At 65.7% G+C, this 23,303-nt stretch carries 17 protein-coding genes; 4 read left to right on the plus strand and 13 right to left on the minus strand.

Translation table 11 applies throughout. The features are described 5' to 3' along the window. Positions 1 to 3: 3 nt before the first annotated feature. From B9C43_RS43490 to B9C43_RS43525, 8 genes are all read right to left on the minus strand, one after another. Positions 4 to 738: an ATP-binding cassette domain-containing protein gene (locus tag B9C43_RS43490; protein WP_143447012.1), complete on the minus strand. Its 735-nt coding sequence runs from the start codon at positions 736 to 738 to the stop codon at positions 4 to 6. Beyond that, positions 710 to 2,539, minus strand: coding sequence for a dipeptide/oligopeptide/nickel ABC transporter permease/ATP-binding protein (locus tag B9C43_RS43495; protein WP_200825960.1), 1,830 nt, complete (start codon positions 2,537 to 2,539; stop codon positions 710 to 712). Before B9C43_RS43495 ends, B9C43_RS43490 begins: the two co-directional genes overlap by 29 nt. After that, positions 2,536 to 3,477, minus strand: coding sequence for an ABC transporter permease (locus B9C43_RS43500; protein WP_084433247.1), 942 nt, complete (start codon positions 3,475 to 3,477; stop codon positions 2,536 to 2,538). The genes B9C43_RS43495 and B9C43_RS43500 overlap by 4 nt, the downstream gene beginning before the upstream one ends. Then, a complete protein-coding gene (locus B9C43_RS43505) occupies positions 3,465 to 4,775 on the minus strand; it encodes a GH1 family beta-glucosidase (protein ID WP_084433248.1) in 1,311 nt (436 codons plus the stop codon). Before B9C43_RS43505 ends, B9C43_RS43500 begins: the two co-directional genes overlap by 13 nt. Before the next feature lie 15 nt (positions 4,776 to 4,790). Beyond that, the gene (locus tag B9C43_RS43510) at positions 4,791 to 6,320 is read right to left on the minus strand and encodes an ABC transporter substrate-binding protein (RefSeq protein WP_084433249.1); all 1,530 of its coding nucleotides are present in this window, start codon (positions 6,318 to 6,320) and stop codon (positions 4,791 to 4,793) included. A gap of 2 nt (positions 6,321 to 6,322) precedes the next feature. Beyond that, positions 6,323 to 8,098: a CocE/NonD family hydrolase gene (locus B9C43_RS43515; RefSeq protein ID WP_084433250.1), complete on the minus strand. Its 1,776-nt coding sequence runs from the start codon at positions 8,096 to 8,098 to the stop codon at positions 6,323 to 6,325. Positions 8,099 to 8,296: 198 nt separating this feature from the next. Next, the gene (locus B9C43_RS43520) at positions 8,297 to 8,950 is read right to left on the minus strand and encodes a TetR/AcrR family transcriptional regulator (RefSeq protein ID WP_084433251.1); all 654 of its coding nucleotides are present in this window, start codon (positions 8,948 to 8,950) and stop codon (positions 8,297 to 8,299) included. A gap of 73 nt (positions 8,951 to 9,023) precedes the next feature. Continuing rightward, positions 9,024 to 9,857, minus strand: coding sequence for a helix-turn-helix transcriptional regulator (locus B9C43_RS43525; RefSeq protein WP_084433252.1), 834 nt, complete (start codon positions 9,855 to 9,857; stop codon positions 9,024 to 9,026). 90 nt (positions 9,858 to 9,947) lie between these two features. On the opposite strand from B9C43_RS43525, the gene B9C43_RS43530 reads away from it, so the two are divergent. From B9C43_RS43530 to B9C43_RS43540, 3 genes are all read left to right on the plus strand, one after another. Then, entirely contained in the window at positions 9,948 to 11,510 is a 1,563-nt protein-coding gene (locus B9C43_RS43530; protein ID WP_084433253.1) for an AMP-binding protein, read from the plus strand. 105 nt (positions 11,511 to 11,615) lie between these two features. Then, positions 11,616 to 12,578: an alpha/beta hydrolase gene (locus B9C43_RS43535; RefSeq protein WP_235039192.1), complete on the plus strand. Its 963-nt coding sequence runs from the start codon at positions 11,616 to 11,618 to the stop codon at positions 12,576 to 12,578. 168 nt (positions 12,579 to 12,746) lie between these two features. Then, positions 12,747 to 13,601, plus strand: coding sequence for a DMT family transporter (locus tag B9C43_RS43540; protein ID WP_051895631.1), 855 nt, complete (start codon positions 12,747 to 12,749; stop codon positions 13,599 to 13,601). 56 nt (positions 13,602 to 13,657) lie between these two features. Here B9C43_RS43540 and B9C43_RS43545 read toward each other — a convergent pair whose 3' ends face one another. Continuing rightward, entirely contained in the window at positions 13,658 to 14,371 is a 714-nt protein-coding gene (locus B9C43_RS43545) for a hypothetical protein (RefSeq protein WP_084433255.1), read from the minus strand. A gap of 74 nt (positions 14,372 to 14,445) precedes the next feature. Further along, entirely contained in the window at positions 14,446 to 17,295 is a 2,850-nt protein-coding gene (locus B9C43_RS43550) for a PKD domain-containing protein (RefSeq protein ID WP_084433256.1), read from the minus strand. A gap of 238 nt (positions 17,296 to 17,533) precedes the next feature. On the opposite strand from B9C43_RS43550, the gene B9C43_RS43555 reads away from it, so the two are divergent. Next, on the plus strand, positions 17,534 to 18,265 hold the full coding sequence (locus tag B9C43_RS43555) for a carboxypeptidase-like regulatory domain-containing protein (protein WP_084433257.1): 732 nt from the start codon (positions 17,534 to 17,536) through the stop codon (positions 18,263 to 18,265). A 42-nt stretch (positions 18,266 to 18,307) separates the two neighbouring features. On the opposite strand, the gene B9C43_RS43560 is transcribed toward B9C43_RS43555, so the two are convergent. The 3 genes from B9C43_RS43560 to B9C43_RS43570 are packed head-to-tail and all read right to left on the minus strand — an operon-like array spanning position 18,308 to position 23,163. Then, on the minus strand, positions 18,308 to 18,787 hold the full coding sequence (locus B9C43_RS43560; protein WP_143447013.1) for a hypothetical protein: 480 nt from the start codon (positions 18,785 to 18,787) through the stop codon (positions 18,308 to 18,310). After that, positions 18,768 to 20,534, minus strand: coding sequence for a vWA domain-containing protein (locus tag B9C43_RS43565; protein ID WP_235039193.1), 1,767 nt, complete (start codon positions 20,532 to 20,534; stop codon positions 18,768 to 18,770). Before B9C43_RS43565 ends, B9C43_RS43560 begins: the two co-directional genes overlap by 20 nt. 37 nt (positions 20,535 to 20,571) lie before the next feature. After that, the gene (locus B9C43_RS43570) at positions 20,572 to 23,163 is read right to left on the minus strand and encodes a P-loop NTPase fold protein (protein WP_084433260.1); all 2,592 of its coding nucleotides are present in this window, start codon (positions 23,161 to 23,163) and stop codon (positions 20,572 to 20,574) included. Positions 23,164 to 23,303 lie beyond the last annotated feature (140 nt).

A 23,303-nucleotide genomic window follows, 5' to 3' on the forward strand; every position in this document is an offset into this window, starting at 1 on the left:
CGCTCAGCTTGCCGCCACCAATGCCCGCGTGTACAGCTCACGCGGCCGTTCGGTGATCTCTTCCACGCTTCCCTCCTCGACAATCCGCCCCTTCAACAACACCGCCGCACGATGGGACATGTACCTGACCACGTCCATGTCATGGGAAATGAACAGGTAGCTCAACCCGAGCTGTTCTTGCAGGTCCGTCAACAGGTTCAGGATCTGCGCCTGTACCGACAGGTCCAGCGCGCTCGTCGGTTCGTCGCACACGATCAGCTCGGGATCGAGCACCAATGCCCGCGCGATCGCGATGCGTTGCCGTTGCCCACCCGAAAAAGCACCGGGATAACGACTCGCCGCGTCGGCCGGAAGTCCGACTCGCGCGAGCACATCGGTCACCCGGTCCGCCGCCGCACGCCGGGACAGCTTGTGCACCAGTCGCAACGGCTCAGCCAGCGTTCCACCCACTGTCCTTGACGGGTTCAGCGAACCGTACGGATCTTGGAAGATGATCTGGACCTGATGTCTTCGTCGCGGGTCGACGTCGCTGATGTCGTTGCCATTCAGGACGATCCGGCCGGACACCGGCCAGACCAAGCCCACGATCGAGTGACCGATGCTCGATTTGCCCGAACCCGACTCACCGACGAGTCCCAGTGTCTCGCCCCGATCGACGCGCAGGCTCACACCATCGACGGCAACGTGTCCCGGGTACTCCACCCGCAGGTCATGGACATCCAGCAGACGTTCGCTCATGCTGCCCTCCCTCACTGAGCTTCACGTGGTGCAGGCACCGTGTCCGCCGCCCCAGTGCCGGTTCGAACATCGCGATCGGCATCTCCGAGCACTCGTCCGTGGCTAGCTCACATCGCGGGGCGAAATGACACCCGGACGGCCACGCCGATGGCTCTGGCACCGCGCCCCTGATGGCCTTGGGTCGTTGCCCGCGTTGCGGGCGGGCGGCCAACAGGCCTGCTGTGTAGGGGTGCGCAGGCCTGTTCATCAGATCCAGTACCGGCCCGGACTCCACGATGTGCCCCGCGTACATGACATACGCGCGACGGCACATGTCGGCGACGACCTTCCAGTCGTGCGTGATCAGCAAGATGGCCATACCTCGCTCGGACTGCAACCGCCGCAGCAACTTGAGCACTTCCGCCTGTACCGTCACGTCCAATGCGGTGGTTGGCTCGTCGGCGATCAACAATCCCGGTTCGCCCGCCAAGGCCATGGCGATTCCAACTCGTTGCGCCATTCCCCCGGACAACTGGTGTGGGTAGCGCCCCGCCACCAGGACAGGATCAGGCAAGTCCACATCCCGGAGCAGTTCCAGCACACGCGACCGGACCGCCGCACGAGATCCGCCGTGATGTCGCCGCACCAACTCCCCCACCTGCTGGCCCACGGTGAACACCGGATCCAGTGCGGCAATAGGGTCTTGGGAGATCATCGCGATCTGCGCGCCACGCAACCCATGCAGGCCCGTTGCCAGCAGATCGCGGCCGTTGAAGAAGATCCGGCCGCGCGGCACGTCACCCCCGGCCGGCAGCAGGTCAAGAACCGCCCGGCCGGTGATCGTCTTGCCACACCCTGATTCCCCGACCAGGCCCACGGTCTCGCCTTCATCGATGTACAGGCTGACGCCTTCGACGACCGTCGTACCGCTCAGGTCGACCGCGACATCCTCAATGGACAGCATGGCGGCTGGAACGGGACCTGCGACAGCCGGTCTACGCACGCGGCGATGCGACCTGGCCGGAATCCTGCGGGTACGTTCCGCCGTCGCGTCCCGGATGGCGTCACCGAGCACGCCGAACGCCAAGATCGCCAACCCCAGCACGACACCGGGCGGGACGAGCAGCCACGGCTGCCGGTCGATCACCGTCGATGCCTCGGCGATCATGTTGCCCCACGTCGGGTCCGGTGGCTGCGCACCGAATCCGAGGTAACTCAGGCCAGCGTCGATCAGCAACGCGCCACCGGCCAGCACCGACATCTGCACGGTGATCGGCCCGGCCACTCGCGGCAGCACGTGCCGGACAACAATGTCGCGGTTGCGGAGGCCACATACACGGGCCGCGGCGACGAACAATTCTTCCCGTACAGCCAATGTCGCGCCCCGCGTCACGCGTGCAAGCCCAGGCGAAACAAGGATCCCGAGCGCGATCATCACGGCGAGCTGGTTGCCTTGGAACACCGCCAACACAACGAGCAGCGTCACGATGACCGGAATCGCCAGCATCATGTCCACGACCCAGTTGAAGGCCCGGTCCAACCAGCCGTCGAGAAAGCCCGCCGCGATACCGCTCGCCACGCCGACCACCAACACAGTGAGTACGACAATGGCCGCGTTGACGAGACTGACCTGACCGCCGTACATCAACCGAGAAAGCACATCACGGCCGAGACCGTCAGTTCCGAATGGATGCGCGAGTGTCGGCCCGGACAACACGTTGTCGAGATCCGTCGCGGTTGGACTGTACGGAGCCAACAGTGACGCCAGGACTGAACCCAGCACGACGATGGCGAGATAGGCGATCGGCAATTTCGTTCTCACCGGACACGCACCTTCGGGTTGAGCCAGCCGTACACCAGGTCGACCACGAGGTTGGCGGTGACGACGACGAGGGTGAACACGACCACGACTCCCTGGATCATCCGGATGTCGTGCTGGGCCGTGGCTTGTACCGCGAGTCCACCCAGTCCGGGCATCGCGAACACCGACTCCACGAACACCGTTCCACTCAGCAGACTGACCAGCGTCAGGCCGACCAGCGTCACCACAGGAATGGACGCGTTGCGCAGAGCGTGCCGGAACACGATGGAGCGTTCCGAGACACCGTTGGCGCGCAGGGCAACCACGAAATCACGGGACAACACGTCCAGCATCGCGTCGCGGGTCTGTTTGGCGAACAACGCGACTCCCGGCAACGCGAGCGTCGTCACCGGCAGGATCATGCTCCGGAACCATTCGCCCGGCGAGCTGGACAACGGCACGTATCCAGTGGCGGGCAACAGGTTCACCATGACGGAGAACACCGTCACCATGCCGAGCGCGAACCAGAAACTCGGCAGGGCGTACCCGATCAGGGACAGCACGTCGACCGCACGACCGACTCGCCCACCCCGGACCGCACTCACCACGCCCAGTGCCACACCGGCGATCGTGGTCACCAGCGTCGCGCAGATCACCAGCGAGGAGGTGACCGACAGTCTGCTGGCGATCTCGTCCGCGACGTTCAGCCCGCTGATCGGTGACGTGCCAAGGTCGCCGCTCAGCGCGTTCACCAGCCAGTGCCAGTACTGCACGAGGATGTGCTGGTCGAGGCCCAGTTGGTGGCGTAGCCGTTCGTGCGCATCAGGAGTGTAAGTATCACCGAGGATCGTGCGGGCCATGTCGCCGGGCGCGGCCGACTGCAACAGGAACGTCGCCAGTGACACGGCGAACACCAGGCCCACGGACACCAGGAGCCTTCTCGTGATCAGCCGCGCCATGATCCCTGCCTCGCGATCAGGGCCTTGTACCAGTGGTACGACTCCTTCGGCGTCCGCTGCAACGTGGCGAAGTCGACGTGCACCAGGCCGAACCTGGGACGGTAGCTGTGCTCCCACTCCAGGTTGTCCATCAAGGACCAGACGTGGTAGCCGCGGATGTCCATGCCCATGTCGATCGCGGACTTGATCTGGCGTAGACAGTCAGCCAGATAGGCGATTCTCTCGTAGTCCTGCGTACCGCCGTCCAACGGCAGGCCGTTCTCGGTGATGTAGACCGGCGGCAAACCGGGGTAACTGCGCCGCAGCCACGCGAGCAGGTCACCGAAATACTCCGGCGCGATCGGCCAGCCGAGCATGTTTTTCTTCGGCGCACCGGGTAAATCCACCCGGGCGTACCCGAACAGTCCAGTCTCCGACGCGGCGATCCGCGCGGGCGCGTACCAATTGACGCCGAGGAAATCGATCGGCGTGGCGATGACGTCGAGATCGGCCGGATCGCAGTCCAGTACCGGCTCGCCGTCGACGCGGGGGAACTGCTTGCAGAACAGGGGATCCAGGAAAAGTCTGTCCTCGTAGGCCTCCGCCCGCACGGCCGCGCGGACATCCCCCGGATCGCTGCTCGCCGCCATGATCCCGGACAAGTTGAGCGCGATCCCGACTTCGCCGGACGAACGCAGCCGCTGCACCGCGAATCCGTGTGCCAGGAGCAAATTCCGTGCCATCGCGAGCCCGTCGCGGCCCAATGGCCCCGCCAGCCGGGATGATCCGGTCATGGCCGCGTACATCACCGAGAGCGGCTCGTTGATCGTGATCCACCGGGTCACCCGGTCGCCCAGCCGGTCGACGATCCCCGTGACGTAGTCGGCGTACCAGTCGGCCATGTCGCGGTTCATCCAGCCGCCCGCGTCCTCAAGCGGTTGCGGGTGGTCCCAGTGGTACAGCGTGAGGGCGGGCCGGATCCCCCTTTCGAGCAGCCCGTCCACCAGGCGCTCGTAGAACTCCAGCCCGCGGGGGTTCCAGCCACCCCGTCCCTGCGGCTGGACACGTGGCCAGGAGACCGAGAACCGGTAGCTGGTCAGGCCAAGCCCGGCCATCAGGTCCAGATCCTCGGCCAGCCGGTGGTAGTGGTCACACGCCACATCCCCGGTGGCGCCATCGGCGAAGCCACGCCGGTGCGCCACCGTGTCCCAATTGGACGGTCCTTTGCCGTCCGCGTCCCACCCGCCTTCCACCTGGTAGGCGGCGGTGGCCGCACCCCAGTGGAAACCACGCGGGAAGACCAGGTCGTCGTCGGCCACGAGGCCACCTCTCGCTCAGCCGGCCGGATGCCAGGACACCACGCTGGGGAACGGTTTGCCCGCCACCGCGTCGATGGCCACGGTGTCGCGGTAGAACAGGAAAACCGGGCTCAGGCAGACCGGCAGGAACCAGGCGAGCTCGACGACCCGGCCGATGATCTGCTTGTCCAGGTTGGGCCTCGCGGTCTCGTCGGCCGCGGCGGCCTGCCGGTCGAGGTCCTCGAGCATGGGATCCGAGCTGTGGAACGGGTTCATGCCGATCGCGTCACGCAACCACAGTCCACGTCCCATGAAATACGCGGGAAGCACGCCCCACCCCATCGAGGACGCGGGGAACTTGGTCAGCTCGGTCGCGGCACTCGCCGGTTCCCTGGTGGTGATCTTCAGCCTGACCTTGACCCGTTCCAGCTCCGCGGCGATGGCCTGGGCCATTTCCGCGGGAAAGGCGGGTGTCGACGGGATCACCACGGGCAACTCGAACCCGTTCGGATATCCGGCGTCGGCCAGCATCGCCGCGGCTCTGCCCGGATCGTGGTAGTAGAAGGGCTGGCGGTATCCGTCCTCACCGGGCGCGGACGGCTGGTCGACCGGAATGCCGTACTCACCGAGCAACGCCTTGGTGATCTTCACCCGGTCGACCGCGAAGTTGAGCGCCTGGCGGACGCGGATGTCCTTCAGCGGCGGGCTGAGTGTGCCCTCCCGGTCGTTGAGCTGGATGCCCATCACGATGTTCGGGCTCGTGGTGATGCGCATGCCCGCCGACTTCGCGCCGTCGGCGATCGCGTAGCTGCCCGCGATCACGTCGACTTGACCGGTCTTCAGCGCGGCCAGCGCGGTGTTCTCGTTGGGCAGCACCTTGATCGTGATCTTCTCGTAGTGGCGGCCTTTTCCGTTCCAGTACGAAGGGTTCGGCGTGTAGGTGTAGTGGTCGTTGGCGACGGTCTCGGCGGGTACCAGCACGTACGGCCCGGCGCCGAACGACTGGGTGGCCAGCAACTCAGGGCTGGCGATCCCGGCAGGGCTGATCACGTTGCCCGCCAGGAAGTCCTGGGTGAACAACGTCGGCATCCGGGGATGTGGCTCGGACAGCCGCAGCTGCAGGGTGGATGGACCGACCACGGTGATCTCGGTGACCGGCGCCAGGAACGCGGCCGCCTGACCGGCTGCTTTCCGGAAGTACTCGATGCTTGCCTTGACCGCGTCGGCGTTCACCGGGCTGCCGTCGCTGAACGTCACACCTTGCCGCAGCGTGATCTCGAAGGCCTTGTTGCCGGTGCCGAGGTACCGCCACGAATTGGCCAACCGTGGCTGATATGTGCCGTCCGGGGCGCGGTAGATGAGCGGTTCGTACGCGGGACTGAGGTAGTAGGACGATTCCCCACCCGCTTTGGCCGGGTTGAGGCTGACCGGTGGCCAGTAGGTACCCATCCGCAGCACGCTTGATCCTTGCGGCGAGCGGGGAGTCGACGTGCCGCACGCGGCCGTGGCCAGCATCAGGCTCGCGATGGTGAATTCACGTCTGGTCAGTACGGCTGTGGCGCTCATGGCTAACCCCTCCAACGCCGGTCGAGAACGGTGTCACCGTCGCAGGTGATCCGGCCAGTGGCTTCGACGCTCGACGACGTCGCGATCAGGCTGACGTCGATCGTGATGTGCGCGCCCGTGTCGATGTCGACGGTCCCGGTGATCGTCCCGGTGACGTTGGACGCCTCGGGGTCGGCGCGATTCGCCGTGGCGACAAGCACTTGGCCGATGCGCAGGCGGTGCTTGCGGATGCCTGCCCGGTCCGGGCGCACAACGTTGGTCGCCGCCAGCTTCAGTGAAACAGTGTCGTTGAGCAGATCCGTTGTGGTCTCCCAGACAGCGGGCTCCGGGGACTCCGGTTCGATGAGGGGAAGGTCCGTGGCTTCGTCCGGTGCCGGATAGCCGATCTCGGTGGCGTCCTGCGCCGAGACCACAGGCAGCGAGACAGTGTTCAGCGCCGGCCAGCCGGTCGCGGCCGGGGACTCCGGCCAGACACGGGGAAAGTCGCTCGGTGCGAGCACCACGCGGATCCGGTGACCTTCCGCGAACTCGTACGTGACCGGGTTCAGGCCCACGCCGAGTGTTTCCACCGCACCGGACTCGATGCCCGCGGTGACCAAAGTGGACCTTCCGGCCGGGTCGACGTCCGTCAGCTTCACCGAGACCCTCCGCCACGGATGGCCGATTTCGACCGCGGGGCGTCCACTGATCAGCAAGGGCTTGTCCAGCGGCGGCGACGTGTAGCACAGACTGTGGACGTCGTCGTCGTGCTGATCGAGCGGAAGTCCGAACAGTCCGGCCGGGGTGGACCAGAGGCCGGACTGCAACCCGACCGCTGGGTCGGGTTCCTGTGGTGTCCAGCGCTGCCAGGTGCTCACGTCGTCGGTCCGGCCGGTTCCGCGCGGCGGCCATTCGGGGAATTCCAGCCAACGCGGCTGTGCGCCCATCACGTGCACGCTGACAGCAGGTTCGTCGGCGCCGTTCTCGATGCCGCACAACCACTTGTCCCACCACGACTTCGCCAGGCCGAGGAAATCGATCGGGGTGTTCGGGCATTCCTGGGGCATCACGTGCATCCACGGGCCGGCGACCAATCGTTTCGGCCCGCTGATCCGCTCGTACGCGCGGATGGTGCCGTCGACGAACAGGTCACGCCACCCCGCCACGCATAACGAGGGAACCTCGACAGCCGCGAGGTCCACCGCGCGATCCTCCCACGTCGGCGCACCAGGACCGTTGCGGTAAAGGTCAAGCAGGTACGGCGCGGCGGTCAGTCGCCTACGCCAACGGGCTTGCTCGGCTGGATCCTCGTAGTCGTCGAGTGGTGGCAACAACTGGTTGAACAAGTTGCCGATCGCCCACACACCCAAGGGTGAGAACGCGCCACGAACACCACCTGGGTGCACGAAATCCCGCGCGGGATCCGTCAGCCCTTGGACCGCGATGATGGCCCGTAACGCCGACGGCTTCGCAGACGCCGTGCGAAGAGTGGTCATCGCGCCATAGGAATGACCCCACATTCCGACCATCCCGTCGCACCACGGTTGTGCCACGGCCCAGTCAATCGCCGCCAAGGCGTCGTCGGTCTCCGCCGGGTCGAACGGCGGCCTTTGCGAACCATCCGAAGAGCCGGTGCCACGCAGGTCGACCAGCAACGAGGCATACCCGCGCGACGCGAACCACCGTTCTGTGGTGGACCCGTTCATCGCCGAGACGTCCCGGCGATACGGCAAAGCAGTGATCAGCACGGGCACCGGGCCCGCGTCTTCCGGCAGGAACAAGTCCCCGGAAAGTGTCATGTCCCTTTCCCGGATCGGAATCCGGACATCGCGGCGGACAGTCACCGCGTAATGACGATCTGTTTCTGTGCGCACGGGCACCGTTGCCTCCGCCAAGGCCGCCGAGTGGGTACTAAATTGAATACTTGAGTACCGGTTCTCGTACGGTAGACAGGCGGGTCGGAAAACCGCAAGCCCCGCGCGGGGCGAATTACGTCGTTACGGATTGGCGAGAGCGGACAGTACGAGTGCACCCAACTCTGTGTAAGCGTCCGCAGTGGACAGGCCACTGCGGTCGAGCAGCTCGCCGTGCTGGATGCCGTCGATCAACAAGCTCACCGCGGCCGAGACGAACTCGGCGTTCACCGCGCGAAAGGCGCCGGACGCTACACCGTCCTGAATGGACTCGCGAACGCGGTGCGCGGTGGCGAGCGAATGCTTGGCGTAGATCTCGGCCGTCGCCTCGAAACTCACCATGTCCGCATAGCACTCCGGGGACATGTGCCGCATCTCCTCGCCCAGCCCGGCGAGGTAGGCCGCGATCCGCTGCGGCGGGTCGGTGATGGACGCGACCTTCTCGCCGACCCGTACGGCCGCCTCGCGGAAGAAGTGCTGCACCGCGGCCACGACCAGCTGCTCCTTGCTCGACGCGATGGCGTACAACGTCGACTTGGAGCACTGCAGCCTGCCGGCCAGGTCGTCGACCGTCAGCCGGGCGAACCCCTCGGCCAGGATGAGGTTCTCCAGGCGCTGCAACAGGTCCTCGCGCCGGGCGTCGGACATCTTGCGGGCCCGGCCCGCGCGCGCCGGTGGCGTCATCCAGGACGGCTTCGCGGTCATGGCTTCGTCCCCTTGCATGTTCGTCCCTCGCATGATGGCACCGCAGGAGACTCCTCAGGCCGAGCCACATACAATATCTGGTACTAACGTACCCTATTTCGTACCTTCACGGCAGTAGACCAAGGCGCCGGGCGGTGACCACGGCCTCCATCCGTGATCGGGCGTGCAGCTTGCGCATGGCCGTACGCAGGTAGCTCTTCACGGTCTCCTTGCTCAGCCCGAGATCATTCGCCACCTGGTCGTTCGTCCAGCCCAGCGCGACGCACGCGAGCACGTCCACCTCACGCGCGGACAGTTTCGGCCTCTTGTCGCGCGTCCGCTCGCCTAGGGTGGACAACCTGTCGCAGACCTGAAGCACCCGCTGCCGTTCGTCGCCCGGCAAGCCGTTCGCCACGACCCGCAGCTCGGCGTACGCCTCGCGGAGCGACTCCCATTGGGGCCGCGCGGGGTCTGCGACGTCGTACTTCTCCAACGACTTGATCCGCAACGTGACCTCGTCCTGCACAGCCAGGTTCTGCTCGAGGTCCCGCGCCGACTCCATCACCGACTGCACGACGCGGTCGCCGATCGGCAGGGCGCTGCGCAGTGCTCCGTAGAGCACAGCACGCACCACCCGCCGCACGATCACCGGAACCGCCACCATCGCGTGCAGGCCTTCGGCACGGATGATGTGGTCGTAGTGGTGACTGATCCCCTCGGCCGTGACGTAGTCGTTGAGCACGACCGGACGGCGCAGCACCACCACCTTGCCGCCGAGCCCACGGCCGTAGTCGAGCCGGACGCCACGCAGTGGACCCGCGATCGGCCCGGCGAACTGAGTGAGTCTGGTCTGCCGCTCGCTGTCGACCACACCCCCGAACGCCAGCGGGAGTCCGGTCGTCTCCTGGATGTGCGTCAGTGTCCGCTGAATCGGCGGGCGGTCGTCCGTGGTCCGGTACATGCCGCTTTCCTCCCCTCACCCGGGGGTAGCTCGATGACTGCCGGGAAAAGATCCTTGGAACATCCCGAAAACGATACGCCAGGAGCTCCCATGACAAGCCCAGCGCAGCACGTCGCCGGCCTGCTCGCCCTGTTCGGCCGTCCCGAGGCCTGCACCGCGGAGCTCCTGTGCGACCAGCACCCGTCGGATGCGATCGCCTTCACCGTCATCGAACCCGACCTGGCCTTCCACAATCTCACTTTCGGGGAACTACGAGAACGGTCCGCTCGATTCGCCACGGCGTTGACGGCGTTGGGCGTACGCCGAGGCGACCGGGTCGCCACGCTTCTGGGCAAATCCGCCGAGCTGGTCATCGCGACGCTGGCCATCTGGCGCCTCGGCGCGGTCCAGGTCCCGCTGTTCACCGCGCTGGCCGCACCCGCGATCGCCACGAGAATCACCGGTAACGAGACGAAAGCCGTGATCACGGAACCCTCTCAACGTGCGAAGCTCGGCGCGTGGCCGGGACACGTCATCACCACAGGCGATCCGGCCGACGGCGACATGTCGTTCGCCAGTCTGCTCTCCGCAGAGCCACAACCCTTTCCTGCCACCGTCGGCGGTGACGGCACGATCGTGGAGCTGTACACGTCGGGTACGACTGGTTCGCCCAAAGGTGTACTGGTTCCGTTGAAAGCCGTCGCGGCTATGCGTTCCTACCAGCTGTACGGCCTGGATCAGCAGGAGTCCGACGTGTTCTGGAACGCCGCCGACCCGGGCTGGGCGTACGGCCTCTACCAGGCCATCATCGGCCCGCTGTCCCTCGGCAGGCGAAGTCTTTTGCTGCACAGTGGTTTCTCGCCGGAGCTGACCGGCGCTGTGCTCCGCGAGTTCCACGTCACCAACTTCACCGCGGGCCCGACCGTGTACCGCGCCTTGCGCAACGCAGGCATCTCAGGTCTGCGTCTGCGGCACTGTTCCTCCGCGGGTGAACCTCTCCCCGCTGACGTGGCTTCGTGGGCGAAGGACGCGTTGGGGTCGCCGGTCCGGGACCACTATGGACAAACGGAACTCGGGATGGCCGTGGCCAACGGCTGGCATCCCGACGTCGAATGCGAGCCACGGCCAGGATCCATGGGCCTCGCCCTGCCCGGCTGGTCACTCGACGTGTTGCGACCGGACACGGACTCGATCGCGCCGGCCGGCGAGAACGGCAGGCTGGCGGTGAACACGGCCGGAAGTCCCATGATGTGGTTCTCCGGCTACCGGGGAGCACCTGGCCGGTTCACTCAGGACGGTCGCTGGTACCTCACCGGTGACACCGCCGCGAAGGACGCCGACGGCCACATCTACTTCTCCAGCCGCGACGACGACATCATCCTGATGGCCGGGTACCGGATCTCCCCGCACGAGGTCGAAAACGTGTTGCTGCAGCACAATGGCGTCGCTGAAGCAGCCGTTGTCGGAATTCCCGACGAGTTGCGCGGCGAGGTCCTCATCGCGTATGTCGTGCTGCGGCAAGGTATTCCGGAATCAGTGGGCAGCGAGCTGCAACACATGGTGAAAACCCGGCTCGCCGCGCACGTCTATCCCCGCGAAATCCGGTTCGTTCCGGCACTGCCCAAGACTTCCAGCGGCAAACTGCAGCGATCCGTGCTGCGCCGAAACCGGTAGCCGGTTTCATTACCAAGCCCCCGCCTTGAGCGCGGCGGTCGGGGCTGGAGACAACGCGCCCGTCTCCGGCTCCGGTCATTTTCCCTGTATCTGAAGGAGGCAATGGTGCCTGCCCAGATTACGCGCCGGACATTCGTGTTCGGCACAGCCGCCCTGTCATCGCTGGCTTTGTCCGGCACAGCCGTCGCGGAGAACGGAGCCCGCGTCGTCGGTGAAACCCAGATCAATCCCCGAATGCTGGACATCACCATCTCGTCGCCCGCACTGGAGACCAACGCACCCGTACGACTGCTTGTCCCAACCGGCTGGACGCCCGGTACGACTCGGGCCTGGCCCGTGCTCTACCTTTTGCACGGCGCTGGTGACGACTACACCTCGTGGACGCGATCCACTGATGTCGCAGCACTTACCGCGCAGAAGAACATGCTCGTCGTCATGCCGTCCGGCGGCCGCGACGGGTTCTATTCGGACTGGCGCAACCATGGCGCGGGCGGGGCCCCACGTTGGGCGAGCTTTCATCTCACCGAGGTCGTCCAGATCCTCGAACGTGGTTACGGCGCAGGCACTTCACGCGCCATCGCCGGACTGTCCATGGGCGGGTTCGGCGCGATGTCGTACGCGGCCCGCCGTCCAGGCATGTTCCGTGCGGCGGCGTCGTACAGCGGTCTGCTCCACACACGCCAATCCGCACGCTCGATCAGCCTCATCCAAGGCGTCCTGCTCAAAGACGGCTATGACCCGTACGCACTCTGGGGAGACGCCGCCCTCAACGCTGACGTGTGGGCCGCTCACAACCCGTACGACTTGGCGGACAAGCTGCTCGGCATCCCACTGTACGTCTCGTGCGGCAATGGCCAGCCCGGCGCACTCGACCCGAGCGGCGCGCTGCCCGACTTCGCGGTCGAACCGGTGTGTCTCGACCAGAGTGTCGCGTTCGTGCACCGGATCCAGCAACTCGGCGGCACCGTCACACCGCACTTCTACGGCGCGGGCCTGCATTCCTGGCCCTGGTGGCAACGTGAACTGCACACCTCCTTCCCGATGCTGACCCGCGCGATCGGCGCGTGATCCACTGTTCTGGGTGCGGGGCGAGCAGTCAGGCTCGTCCCGCACCCGATGCGCCCATCGATTGGTTGATCGCGGCCACATCGGGTACTAGCGGCAGGAGACTTCAACGACCTGCGCTAGGAGGACACGATGGACTTGTGGTCACTACTGCGGCGCAGCTGACACCCGATGACCGCGCTCGCCATCACACTCGCCGTCATCAGCGCTTGCTGTAGCGCGATCGGCGCCCACCTCCAGCACCAGGGCGTACGCGACGAGGCCGAAGTCTCCCGGCGAGGACTGCGTATCGCGAGGCGTTTGCTGCGCAACCGCCAATGGCTGCTTGGCTTCGTGACGCTGTTGACGTGCGCTGCGTTGCAGACCTTGGCACTCGCGCTGGCACCGGTGACCATCGTGGCGCCGATCGTTGTGCTGGCACTGCCTGCGACCGCCATCCTGAACGCGCACACTTCGAAGAAACGATTGGATCGTGTCGCCACCACGGCGGTCATAGCCAGTGCGCTCGGTATCGCGGTGTTCGTCGCACTCGCGTCCGGTACCGCGACCGCGGTGGCTTTCCCGGACTCATCGGTGTGGTTGGCATGCCAGATCATCGCGGGCACGACCGTGTTGCTCGGGCTGTCCGCGGTACTGCGCCGTGGAATCGTCCGCTGCGTGTTGCTGGCCAGTGGTGCGGGCGCAAGTTACGGCTTGCTGTCAATATTGGCCCGCGACGTGATGTACACCGTGCAGATCAACGGGTGGGCCGACGTCGCATTGGTGTCGGTGATCGGGCTGGTCGTCACTTTCGCGGTCGGTTCCTGGTTCATTCAGCTCGCTTACGCCAGCGGGCCGCCGGACGTCGTGGTCGGCTGCCACACGGTGCTCAACCCGTTGGTGGCGACCGGAATCGCGATCTGGTTGCTCGACGAGGCTCCGGCCGCAAGCACCTGGACAGCCGTCGGCATGGTGTGCGCGGGGCTGGTGGCGATCGGCGGAGTGGTGCAACTGACCCGCCACCACCCTCAGGTCACGCAGCACTGACGCGATGCTGCGAGCCATTCGATGTGTGGCGGGTCAGTTACCCGTACTGCGACTACTCAGGCATAGCCACGCAGGCCGACATAGGTGGTCAGCGTCATCGCATTGGTTCCGGCGCGTGCCGGCACACCGAGTCTCTTGCTCAGCAGGCGGTCGAACGCGCCGCAGTCATGTGGACCAGGTACCGCGAAGGCGTTGTCGCTGATGGTGAACCGCAACACCTGCGGGTTCGTGGAGATCACATCAGGGCCCGCAGTGCGAATGGGTCGGAAGACGATCGGGTCGGCGTCACTGCCGATCGTGCACTTCTTCGGAACCAGCGGTGAGACAACGCCGAGCTTGAGGTGCTGCGTGCCCATGCGGTCGCCGTCGGAGTAGAAGTCGGAGAACCCTCCATAGCGGAGCTGGATGTCCATGCGCAGCAACGGGTTTGCCTCGGCCTCGGGGATGCCGAGCAAGCCGCCGGGCACCCGGACCGGCTCACTGCGCAGCGCGCCGAAGACCTGTGCGTACTTGCCGTCCAGTTCGCCCTCGGCGAAGGTCAGCCGCATCGATCCGGTCGGTAGTTCGGCGAGCGTGCCTAATCGAACGGTGCCGGTGGAGACGAGGACCTCGCACCGCCACTTGGCCGGATCCGCGCCTGCCGGGATCGCCGGGCAGTCGCTGAAGTCGAATGCCGGTGGTTGCGCGGTCGCGGTGTGCGCCGTCAGCCCCAGAAACGTTGTCGCGGCAACGGTAACGGCGGCCGCGCGAAGGAATCGTGTGAAGGTCATGCCTGTAGAGGGTTCCGGCTGGCGACGCGGAATTGATCAGGTAAGTCCCCGACCGAACCCTGAACAGCGAACCCTCAGGGTGGTACGCACACGACGCCGACGCAGCCCTTCTCGTCGCCGAACGTGGTATTCCCGTCGCCGCCGGCGTTCTCGGCGTATATCCCGTATCCGGTGTTGTCTCGCGCGCGGTTGTTGGAGATGCTCACCTGGTCGTTTCGATCTGCCGTGTAGATCAAGCCGCCGTGATGCATGGGGCTTCCCTTGTAGTAGGGCCCGTTGGCGACGAACGTGTTCTCGGAGATCAGCATCGACCGGCCATGAAGTGCCTTCAGGCCGATGATGTGGTTGCCGAAGAAGGCGTTTCTCATGACGCCACCAGTCGGTCCGTGCACAGTCAGCCCTACTTGCATTTCCGAGAACGTGTTGTCCGCGATGAGCGAACTGGTGGCATTCTCGGCGAAGATCTCCATATCGTTCCGCTTGGGCCAATTGTGCTTGTGCGAGACGGTGTTCCCGGCGAACTCCAGAGCCCTGTCTGCTGTGATTCGGGCCGGGGTCATGGTGTTGTTTCTGACGATGACCGATCGGCAGATATCGCCGATGTTCCACACCCCGAGGACGCCGCCCTCGATATGGATGGCGGAGCTCACGTCATGTGCCGCGTTCGCGCAGTCGACACTGTGCAGCATGACTGTGCTTCGCAGTATCGTGCATGAGCTGCGATTCAGGCACTTGCCGCCAGCCGCGGCACGGTCCTCGACCTTTGAATCGCTGATTGTGACTTCCGAGCTGTCCTGGAACGTGAACGCGGCGTGCCCGCCGATACTCGCATCGGAAATCGAAACACCTTGAGCGTTGGCGGCACGGATGGCGACGCCCTTGTACAACGACCCGATGGGCTGGGATGCACTCAGTCCCACATGTGAGATTTTCACTCCAGCGACGTTGCTCAGGGCGATGCCTGAAGTGAAATCGCGAACACTTCCGTTTTTGATCGTGGTGTTCCGCACCACCGCAGGCCCGGCCACTTTGATCCCGGCACTGTTTTCTGTCGGGTTGCCGGTGGTGATGCTGTGGCCGCCGAGGTCCAGCGTCACGTTGTCAGCGGCGATGGTCAGCCCGATCTCCTGCGGGCACACGAGGTCGCTCTTCAGAACAGCGCTGGCGACAAGGACGTCACCGCAACCCACCGGCGGAGGCTCAGGCGCGACGGTCACCTGCCGGGACTGCTGAACCCGCATAGCCCCAGCCGTCACAGCGAGACTCACGGTATACGTGCCTGGGGCAGCGAAAGTATGCCGGAACTCCGGAGCCGAAGACGCCGGTTCGCCCTGTACAGCCCACTCCCACCGATCAGGCGACCGGCCCGTGACCTCCGCGCTGAAACGCACGACCTCGCCAACCCGAGGAGCCTCAGGATCGACACTGATCCCAGCAATCCGAGGAGGTGCGTCCGCAGGCTCGATGACAACCGTGGCGGTGGCGACTGGGGCAGGCAGGCCGATGGTGAGCGTCGTCGCCACGTTGACCTGGAATTCGCCAGCACGATCCCATTGGTGACGCACGACAAGCCCGGTCGCCGAAGTCCCGTCGCCGAACGTCCACTGTGCGGTAGCCAGGCCGATCGGGCTGCGCGCGACCACCGCGAGTTCGAACTCCTCGCCGACCAACCCGCGGTTGCGGGGCTTGATGACGATGTCCGCCATCGGAGCGCCCACGGGCGCGGGTTCAGTGACGCCTGGTCCAAGCACCGGTGGCACCGCGCCAGGCGGCCCGGAGCGTGGACGGCCGGCTGAAGGGGGTTGTCGCCGTGACGTGTCGCGGCTGTCCACGGCGACTTGGGCGGGGCCGGATTCCGGTTTGACCGGGTTGTACTTCGAGACCGCCCGGAGGTTTCCGTTGAGGTCCAGGATGCCTGCCTCGGCGCTGTCCGGGTCGTTGTAGAACACCACGCCGTCGCGGGTCAGCAGCTCGAAGCGCACCGGGTGGTCGAACAGTTGCCGTTGCACGACAACGCGCATGCTCTCCAGGTTGACGATCCACACCCGCCCGGTGGAGTAGTCGGGCACGATCGCGTGGTCACCCACTTCCACCGCCGCCCCGAGATCCGCCTTTCCCGCCCCCAAGGGGGCAGGGTTCTTGCAGGAGGCCCCGAACTCGCACACCAGGAGCAGGCCACGGGAGGCGACGGAGATCAAGATCCGGCGCTTGCCCGGAGAACCGGCCACCGCCACGGTGTCGTCGGACCGCACGCCCACGGGCATCGATTCGTCCACCGATCCGGTTTCCGGGTCGAGGAGTTCTGCCCTGCGGCGAGTCAGATCCAGCGTCACTGGACGACCGTCGGCGACCGCGAGCGCGGTACCCGCGCCGGTCCGGGAATGCTGGGTATTCAGGGAGAACCAAGTCAGGTCACCCGTGCGGGGGTCGAGAGTCCACAGTCGACCGTTGCCGTCCACTATGGAGTTGTCGCCATTGGCGGTAAGAGAATGCGGTGCGCCGAGGGGCGTCAGTGTGACCGGGTCATGTGGCGTGACAAGGCCACGGTCCGAGTCCAAGGCGTAAAGGGCTTGGGGTGTGGCAAAAAGCCTGGCTGTGGAGAGCGTGGGTGCGGACGGTTGCAGGGTCGCACCGTCCACTCTGACAACCGATCCGTCCACAAGGTTATGGGCGTATCCGGTCGATCCCACCTGGGACGCACGGATCGGTACGCCTGGTGGCGCGACCGGGACTCGGGCGGCCACTTCCGCCGAGGCACCGTCCAACAGGGTCAACTGGCCGACTTTGCTGGAAGCCAACCACGCGGCGCCACCGTGCAGCCGCACCTGCGGTGCGTGATGCGCCTTGTCCATACCCAGCACTACGACACCGGCGAGGCACGTCACGGCTGCCACTGCCGCAGCCCAGCGCTTGGCCTTGATCATCCTTGGCCCCCGTCATGATCGGCGCGAACACCGTTGTGGTCACCAAGGGCGGTCCCGGAGCCCGTTTCCCCCGCCGCGGTCGACGGGAAACCCCTCCCCGGCATCCACTCGGCTGCCCCATGCTGAACCTGCGTCAGCGCGACAGTCAGAGAGATTACCACGAGTGATCGAGGTGATCTTTGCCGTGACAACGACCCGATGGGGGCAGGAGACAGTGGGAATACGGAAGAGTTCACGTTTGCTGATACTCGCGGCGGCCTTGTCGGGAACGCTCACGGCTGTTCCCGCGGTTGGCCATGCGGCGCCGGCGTTGCCGAACGTGGGTGTGCCGGCGACCATGTTCGGCAAATACGAATACGCCGCCGGAGACACAGCAACAGTCACATACGTGTTGGTCAACACCGGATCGGTGGACGCGTTCAAGGTCGTGATCAACGCCGGTGGTTCCGGTGAGCCGTGGGAACTGGACATCACCGACTGGGGTGGGGTCGGCCCGTCCGACGAGGGCATCACGATCCCGGCCGGAGGGACCGTCCACGTGAAGCTCCGCGGCACCGTGACTGCCTCTTCGGCGAACGTCGGCCGGGTGACCATCGCCTACGGTTTCGGAGGAGCCAACGGCGACGCCGACGAGTCGAACAACATTGGCAGCAGCCAGGCTTCCGTACCAGGTGCTACGGGAATCCTTACCGGGCAAGCCACCCACGATCGCAATGGCGACCACCGCGTGGATCCGGGCGAGGGTGTGGCGGGCGTGCGCATAACCGTCGTCGGTCACTTTGACATAGACCGCACGGCAACGACATTCACCGATTCGGACGGCAAATTCCTCATCACCGATTTGCCGGTCGGGCGGTACGAGGTCAGGGTGCGGACGCCGGACGCCTACTGGCACGACCCGGTGACGTACGCGGACGTGCGTGCGAACGAGCACGGCCCGCTTTCCTTGCGGCTCTACCCGCGGGTCTGACGTCGTCTCCCAGGCGTGGCGCCCAGTTCACGCGCGCCGAGTTCACAACCGGGCACGTACCTCGGTGACGAGTGTCTTCAGGTTCTGGATCGCGGACTGGAGGTTGGCGGGGTTCTGGTGGAGGACCTTGACCAGCATCTCAAGGTCGTTGCGCAACTGGATGACATCGTCATCGTCATCGCCGAGCTTGTGCGCCGCCGCGGTGATGACAGCGATGTAGTCGTTGAGAATCGGTTCCAGTGTCTTGGCTTCGGGCAGTTCGCTCTCGTTCACCTCCGTCCAGACCTTCATCCACCGGTCCTGATCCGAGGTGGTCTTCACCAACCGCGGCGTTGGCGGTTCCGCTGGTCGTCCCAGGAACCAGTACATGGCCCAGATGACCGCGGCCACCGCCACCGCCGCCCCCACACCCAGTAGCCAGGCATACCGGCCCGCGGCGAAGAACGTGGCCACGCCGAAAGCGATCGGCAGGATCACCGCCCCGAGCCGGAACCATAACCGGTCAGAAGTTGCTGAAGGCATACACGAACATCCTGTCGACGTTCACCGGGTTGCTGGCGTCATAGCTGCGTGCCTTGGACTTGTCGGCGATCTCGGCCAGCACGCCCTTGTCAGCGTCCGCGCTGTAGGCGATGGTGAAGATCCGGACCGTGTTGTCCAATCTGGACGCGTCGATCTGTTGCAGCATCGCCTCCTTGGTGACGCTGCCATCGGTGTCCTCGCCGTCGGACAACAGGACGATCGCGTTGATCCGGTAAGAGTCGAACTCGTCCTGCATCTTCTTGTTGGCGTCCAGCACAGTCTTGTACAGCGCGGTCTCCCCTGACGGATTGAGGTCCGCGACAGTCGAACTGATCGTGCCGCGGACGTCCCCTGCCCGGCCGATCGGGACCTTTTCGGTGTAACCGTCCGTGGCGAACGTCCACAGGCCGACCATGTCGTCGTCGTGCAGCAGGGCCAGTTGTTTCTGGACCGCGGGTTTGAGCAGCTCGATCCGCTTGGACGCGAACGGCGGATCCTTCCTGTTCTTGTCGAAGGGGTCACCCATCGAGCCGGACGTGTCGAGCACCAGCAGAATCCGTCCTCGCCGCTGGGTGTACTCCCAGGCCTTGAGCATCCTGTCCTGGTCGGCCGCGGAGGGCACCGCGATCCGGTTGGGCACCCCGCTGTTCTTCGCGTTGGCACCTGCCAGCACCCTGCCATTGGCAGTTCCGGACCGGTCCCGGAAACCGAGTTCCTGGAACCGGTCCTGCTGCGGCCGCTCAAGCATGAAGTCGTAGAAGTCCTGCGCGGCGTCCTTCTGGTCCGCAGTGGCCGACGCGAGCGTGTAGAACGGGTGCTCCATGACCAGCGTGCCCTCTTTGGGCTGGATGGACACCAGCGGACGTTTGAGGTTGACCGGGTTGCTGCTGAGCTGCTTGGGATCTCCGGTAGGCGCGCCGTGGTTGTACAGGAACGCCATTTGTTCCTGCATCGCCATCGCACTGATGTACGGCGTGTCGGTTTTCTGATCTTCCTCGTACAGCGTCTTCAGGAACCGCACGGAATCGTCGATGTAGTACGCGACCGAGGCTTCGACTCCGCGCACGAACGCGACCGCGTCCGCCGTGTCGATGTTGTTGTAATCGCCTTTCGTGGCGGCGTGATACGTCGCGATGGTCGAGGCAAGACCGGACGTCGACCGCAGTGGGTTGTCCTTGCCGAGGGTGAACCGGCCCCAGTGCTCGTTCTGTTTCCCGGTCGCGGCCCAGCCGCCGCGGCTGTTGAGGTTCAGGTCGCCCCAGCCGATGTCCTTGTGCGGCCAGCCCAACGCCTCGGCCATCACTTTCGGCATGGCGATCACCATCGGGCTGACCGTCAGCGACGTGCCCTGCCCCGCGCCGATCTGCCCCGCCTTGCCACGCTGTTCGAGCAGTCCCAGCCACAGCGCCGAACTCGGCATCCACACCTGCGGCTCGGGCTGGCCCTCCTCGGTGTCCGCCCACTTACCGGCGGCCAGCAGATCGAGGGTGGCGCCCGAGGTCTTCTTGTAGGACTCGATCCGCGCGCAACGGCCACCGAAGGTCCGGCCGGCGGCGTTGTAGCGATCGGCCAGTTCCTTGATCAGATCGCCTTTCTCGGTGGACGAACTGGTCACCAGGGTCACGCAGTTGGTGGCCCGTTCGGTAGCCGGAACCAGGATCATCACCGCGACCAGCACGATCGCACCCATCACCGCACCACATACCAGCGCCAGCACCATTCGCGGCCGGCTCGGCAACCTCCCCATCCCGCAAAGTTAACTCATGACCGTGTGGATCACTGTGTCACCCTGAAACTTTCAGCGGTTCGACAAGGTCGTAGGTCTCGAAACTGAACCGGGCGATCGTCCCTGTCCAGGTGCGATACGTCGCGACATCCGTGTGCACTTGATCTTCCGGCATCGTCAGCCAGTTCGGCGGAAGCGCCTCAGCCAGGTCTTTCGCCGTTGCCAGGCGCGTGAAAACCGACCGCGCCTCTTCAGGATCGGCGACCAGCAGGGTGAGCAGGATCAGCACGGCCTGGTACGGCCCGGCCACGAACGCCTCCAGCTCCGCGTCCGGGATTCCGATGCGCACCAGGCGGTACAGGTTGACCAGCTTCTTCACGGTCCGGGGTGTCTTGAGTTTGGGTTGTAGCAGGTGTACGAAGTCGCGTTCGGCCTTGGTGATCCGCAGCCGGTCGGGCTGCAGGTCGGTGAACGTCATGTGCTTGCGGATCCCCGGCGACACAGACGACACAGACGACACAGCCGGTGCGCCCGGAGGTTCGGCATTCGCCAGGCCGGACTCCGGCGCCCGCACCGGATCCACGTACGGCATCAGTGAGCTGACCAGTTCCCCAGCCGCCGAACCCAAGGGGCGCAAGGCGAAGACCACCTGGAAGATCTTGTCCAGGTAGTCCGGCGGGCGCGCTTCACCGCGCTCGAACAGTTCGCTGTGGTGCTGGCGAAGGCATTGCTGCAGCCAACGGGGATCCACCGCGACGACCACCACGAACAGCCGCAACGCCAACAGCAGGTGCACCGCGGCGAGGACGTCCACGACCTTGGCAGGCGAGCAACGGTCGAGGTCGTCGATGTAGAGCACGATCCGTTCCAGCGGACACGGCTCCTTGCCGTCCGTCGCCTCCCACTGGCGCTTGGCGTCCTCCATGTCGGTGCTCAACCGTTGCAGGTCGTCGTGTACGCGGCCGAGCAGACCGCGGTACTCGTCGTACCGGCCGGTGCGGGCTTCCTCGATCAGCGCGGCGAGCCTTTCGGCCGCGTCGAGCCGGTGTAGCCGCTCGGTGGTCTCCCGTTCCGCCGTGTCCAGGCTGACCTGGTGTTTGTCCAGCTCACGTCGTACCACGTCCAGGGAATTGCGATACGGCGCCGCCAGTCTGGTGAACGGCGCGGCCGCCGCGAACAGGGCGGTCAACGCGGCACCGACTATTACGATCACGTTGCGCCACACCGTAAAGCCCAGCACCACAACGACAATCGCGAGCACGGCGAGGATGAACGCCAACCAGCGGCGACGCGTTTCACGCGGCGTGGCACCGAACAGCAGCAACCACCCGCGCGACCGCTGTTTCAAAGCCTGAATGGCCGTCAGGCGGGAACGCAGGTTCTCCCGTTCCGCACGGACATCCTCGACCTTCGGCTGGGCCTCCGGCGCGGCCAGGTTGCGGAACAGGTGGTCGACCATCCCGACCCAGAGGTGGTCGTCGTTGTAGTGCCAGGCGTTGAACCGGATCTGACGCACGTTGGCGGCGAACATGTTGCGGTCCCGGTCGCGCCGGGAGATCTCAGCCAGTTTGTCGACGCGGTCCTGGACTTGGCGCATGAAGCTCGACTTGCCCGACCCCCACTGGCCCAACAGCGCCACGCAGAGCGGCGGTTCGGTGGCCCGGTCGGCGATCATCGCGGCCATGGTGTCGACGTCGTCGTAGAACCCCAGCAGATCCTCGCCGGTTTCCTGGTCGCTGGTCAGCCCGACCCGCCGGGGCGGCATCCGCCATGGCGCACCGCTGCTGAGCACTTCGACGCCGGCATGGTGGTCCCACACCCGGATCGTGCCATCCGCCCCACCACTGACCAGGAACCTGCCGTCCGGCACAGCGGCGACCGCGTGCACTCGGTCGGTGTGCCCGACGAGGGTCGTCGTACCGCCACGGACAACGTCCCGCACCACGATGACGCCGTCCTGCCTGCCGGACACCACCGACCAGCCATCAGCGCCGAACGCGATCGCACTCACCTCGGCCGGTTCGGCGAACTCCGTGAGCACCTTGCCTTGCTCACTCCAGAGCCGGACCCCGCCTGCCTGGTCAGCGACGAGGACCTGGGTGCCGTCGGCGGCCAGCGCGACACGGCTGACCGCTGCCCCACCGCCAAAAACCTTGATGGAGTCGTCCCCGCGCCGCCAGAGCCGCACCAAGCCCTTGTCGTCGCCGAACGCCACGACGGACGCATCCCCTGTCGCCGCAACCGATTGGACCAACGCGTTGTCCGCGGTCCGCCGCGCGAGCATCTCGCCGCCAGCCACAGTCCAGACACCCACGTGGTTCAGCCACCCGCCCACGACAAGAGGTCCGTCCGGCGCGATCACCGTGGCCGCCAAGCTCCACCGGCAGGGCGCGGACTCACTGGTGTCCTTGCCCAGATCCCACCGCCAGGTCTCGTCCCCGTCGCAGGTCATGAGGTCGCCGCCGGGCAACACCGCGATCGCCTGCACTGGCCGCTTGTGACCGGTGAGCACGGCCAGGCCAGCACCGCTGACCAGATCCCACACGCGAACGACGCCGTCCTCGCCGCCAGAGATGATGCGGGAACCGTCCGCGGTGACCGCGATGGCACGGATCGGGCCGGTGGTTCCAGGAAAGGCCTCAGAAGTCACTCGTCCGACCTTAGAGTGTGTCCTTTTCCCGGCCCCGGCGATTCGGGAAGCTTGCCGAACGTGGCAACCGTCCATGGAGGACATCGTTGAGTCAGTGACGGCCGCGTCGTTGGCAACTCCGGCCCAACCATGGGCTACGC

It is taken from the genome of Kibdelosporangium aridum, assembly GCF_900176515.1.
Lineage (GTDB): Bacteria > Actinomycetota > Actinomycetes > Mycobacteriales > Pseudonocardiaceae > Kibdelosporangium > Kibdelosporangium aridum.

Coding starts and splice junctions, on each gene's coding strand:
- B9C43_RS43550 (WP_084433256.1), bottom strand. CDS start 17,295: ATGATCAAGGCCAAGCGCTGGGCTGCGGCAGTGGCAGCCGTGACGTGC.
- B9C43_RS43515 (WP_084433250.1), bottom strand. CDS start 8,098: ATGACACTTTCCGGGGACTTGTTCCTGCCGGAAGACGCGGGCCCGGTG.
- B9C43_RS43520 (WP_084433251.1), bottom strand. CDS start 8,950: ATGCGAGGGACGAACATGCAAGGGGACGAAGCCATGACCGCGAAGCCG.
- B9C43_RS43565 (WP_235039193.1), bottom strand. CDS start 20,534: ATGGGGAGGTTGCCGAGCCGGCCGCGAATGGTGCTGGCGCTGGTATGT.
- B9C43_RS43500 (WP_084433247.1), bottom strand. CDS start 3,477: ATGGCGCGGCTGATCACGAGAAGGCTCCTGGTGTCCGTGGGCCTGGTG.
- B9C43_RS43525 (WP_084433252.1), bottom strand. CDS start 9,857: ATGTACCGGACCACGGACGACCGCCCGCCGATTCAGCGGACACTGACG.
- B9C43_RS43560 (WP_143447013.1), bottom strand. CDS start 18,787: ATGCCTTCAGCAACTTCTGACCGGTTATGGTTCCGGCTCGGGGCGGTG.
- B9C43_RS43540 (WP_051895631.1), top strand. CDS start 12,747: ATGACCGCGCTCGCCATCACACTCGCCGTCATCAGCGCTTGCTGTAGC.
- B9C43_RS43490 (WP_143447012.1), bottom strand. CDS start 738: ATGAGCGAACGTCTGCTGGATGTCCATGACCTGCGGGTGGAGTACCCG.
- B9C43_RS43530 (WP_084433253.1), top strand. CDS start 9,948: ATGACAAGCCCAGCGCAGCACGTCGCCGGCCTGCTCGCCCTGTTCGGC.
- B9C43_RS43545 (WP_084433255.1), bottom strand. CDS start 14,371: ATGACCTTCACACGATTCCTTCGCGCGGCCGCCGTTACCGTTGCCGCG.
- B9C43_RS43510 (WP_084433249.1), bottom strand. CDS start 6,320: ATGAGCGCCACAGCCGTACTGACCAGACGTGAATTCACCATCGCGAGC.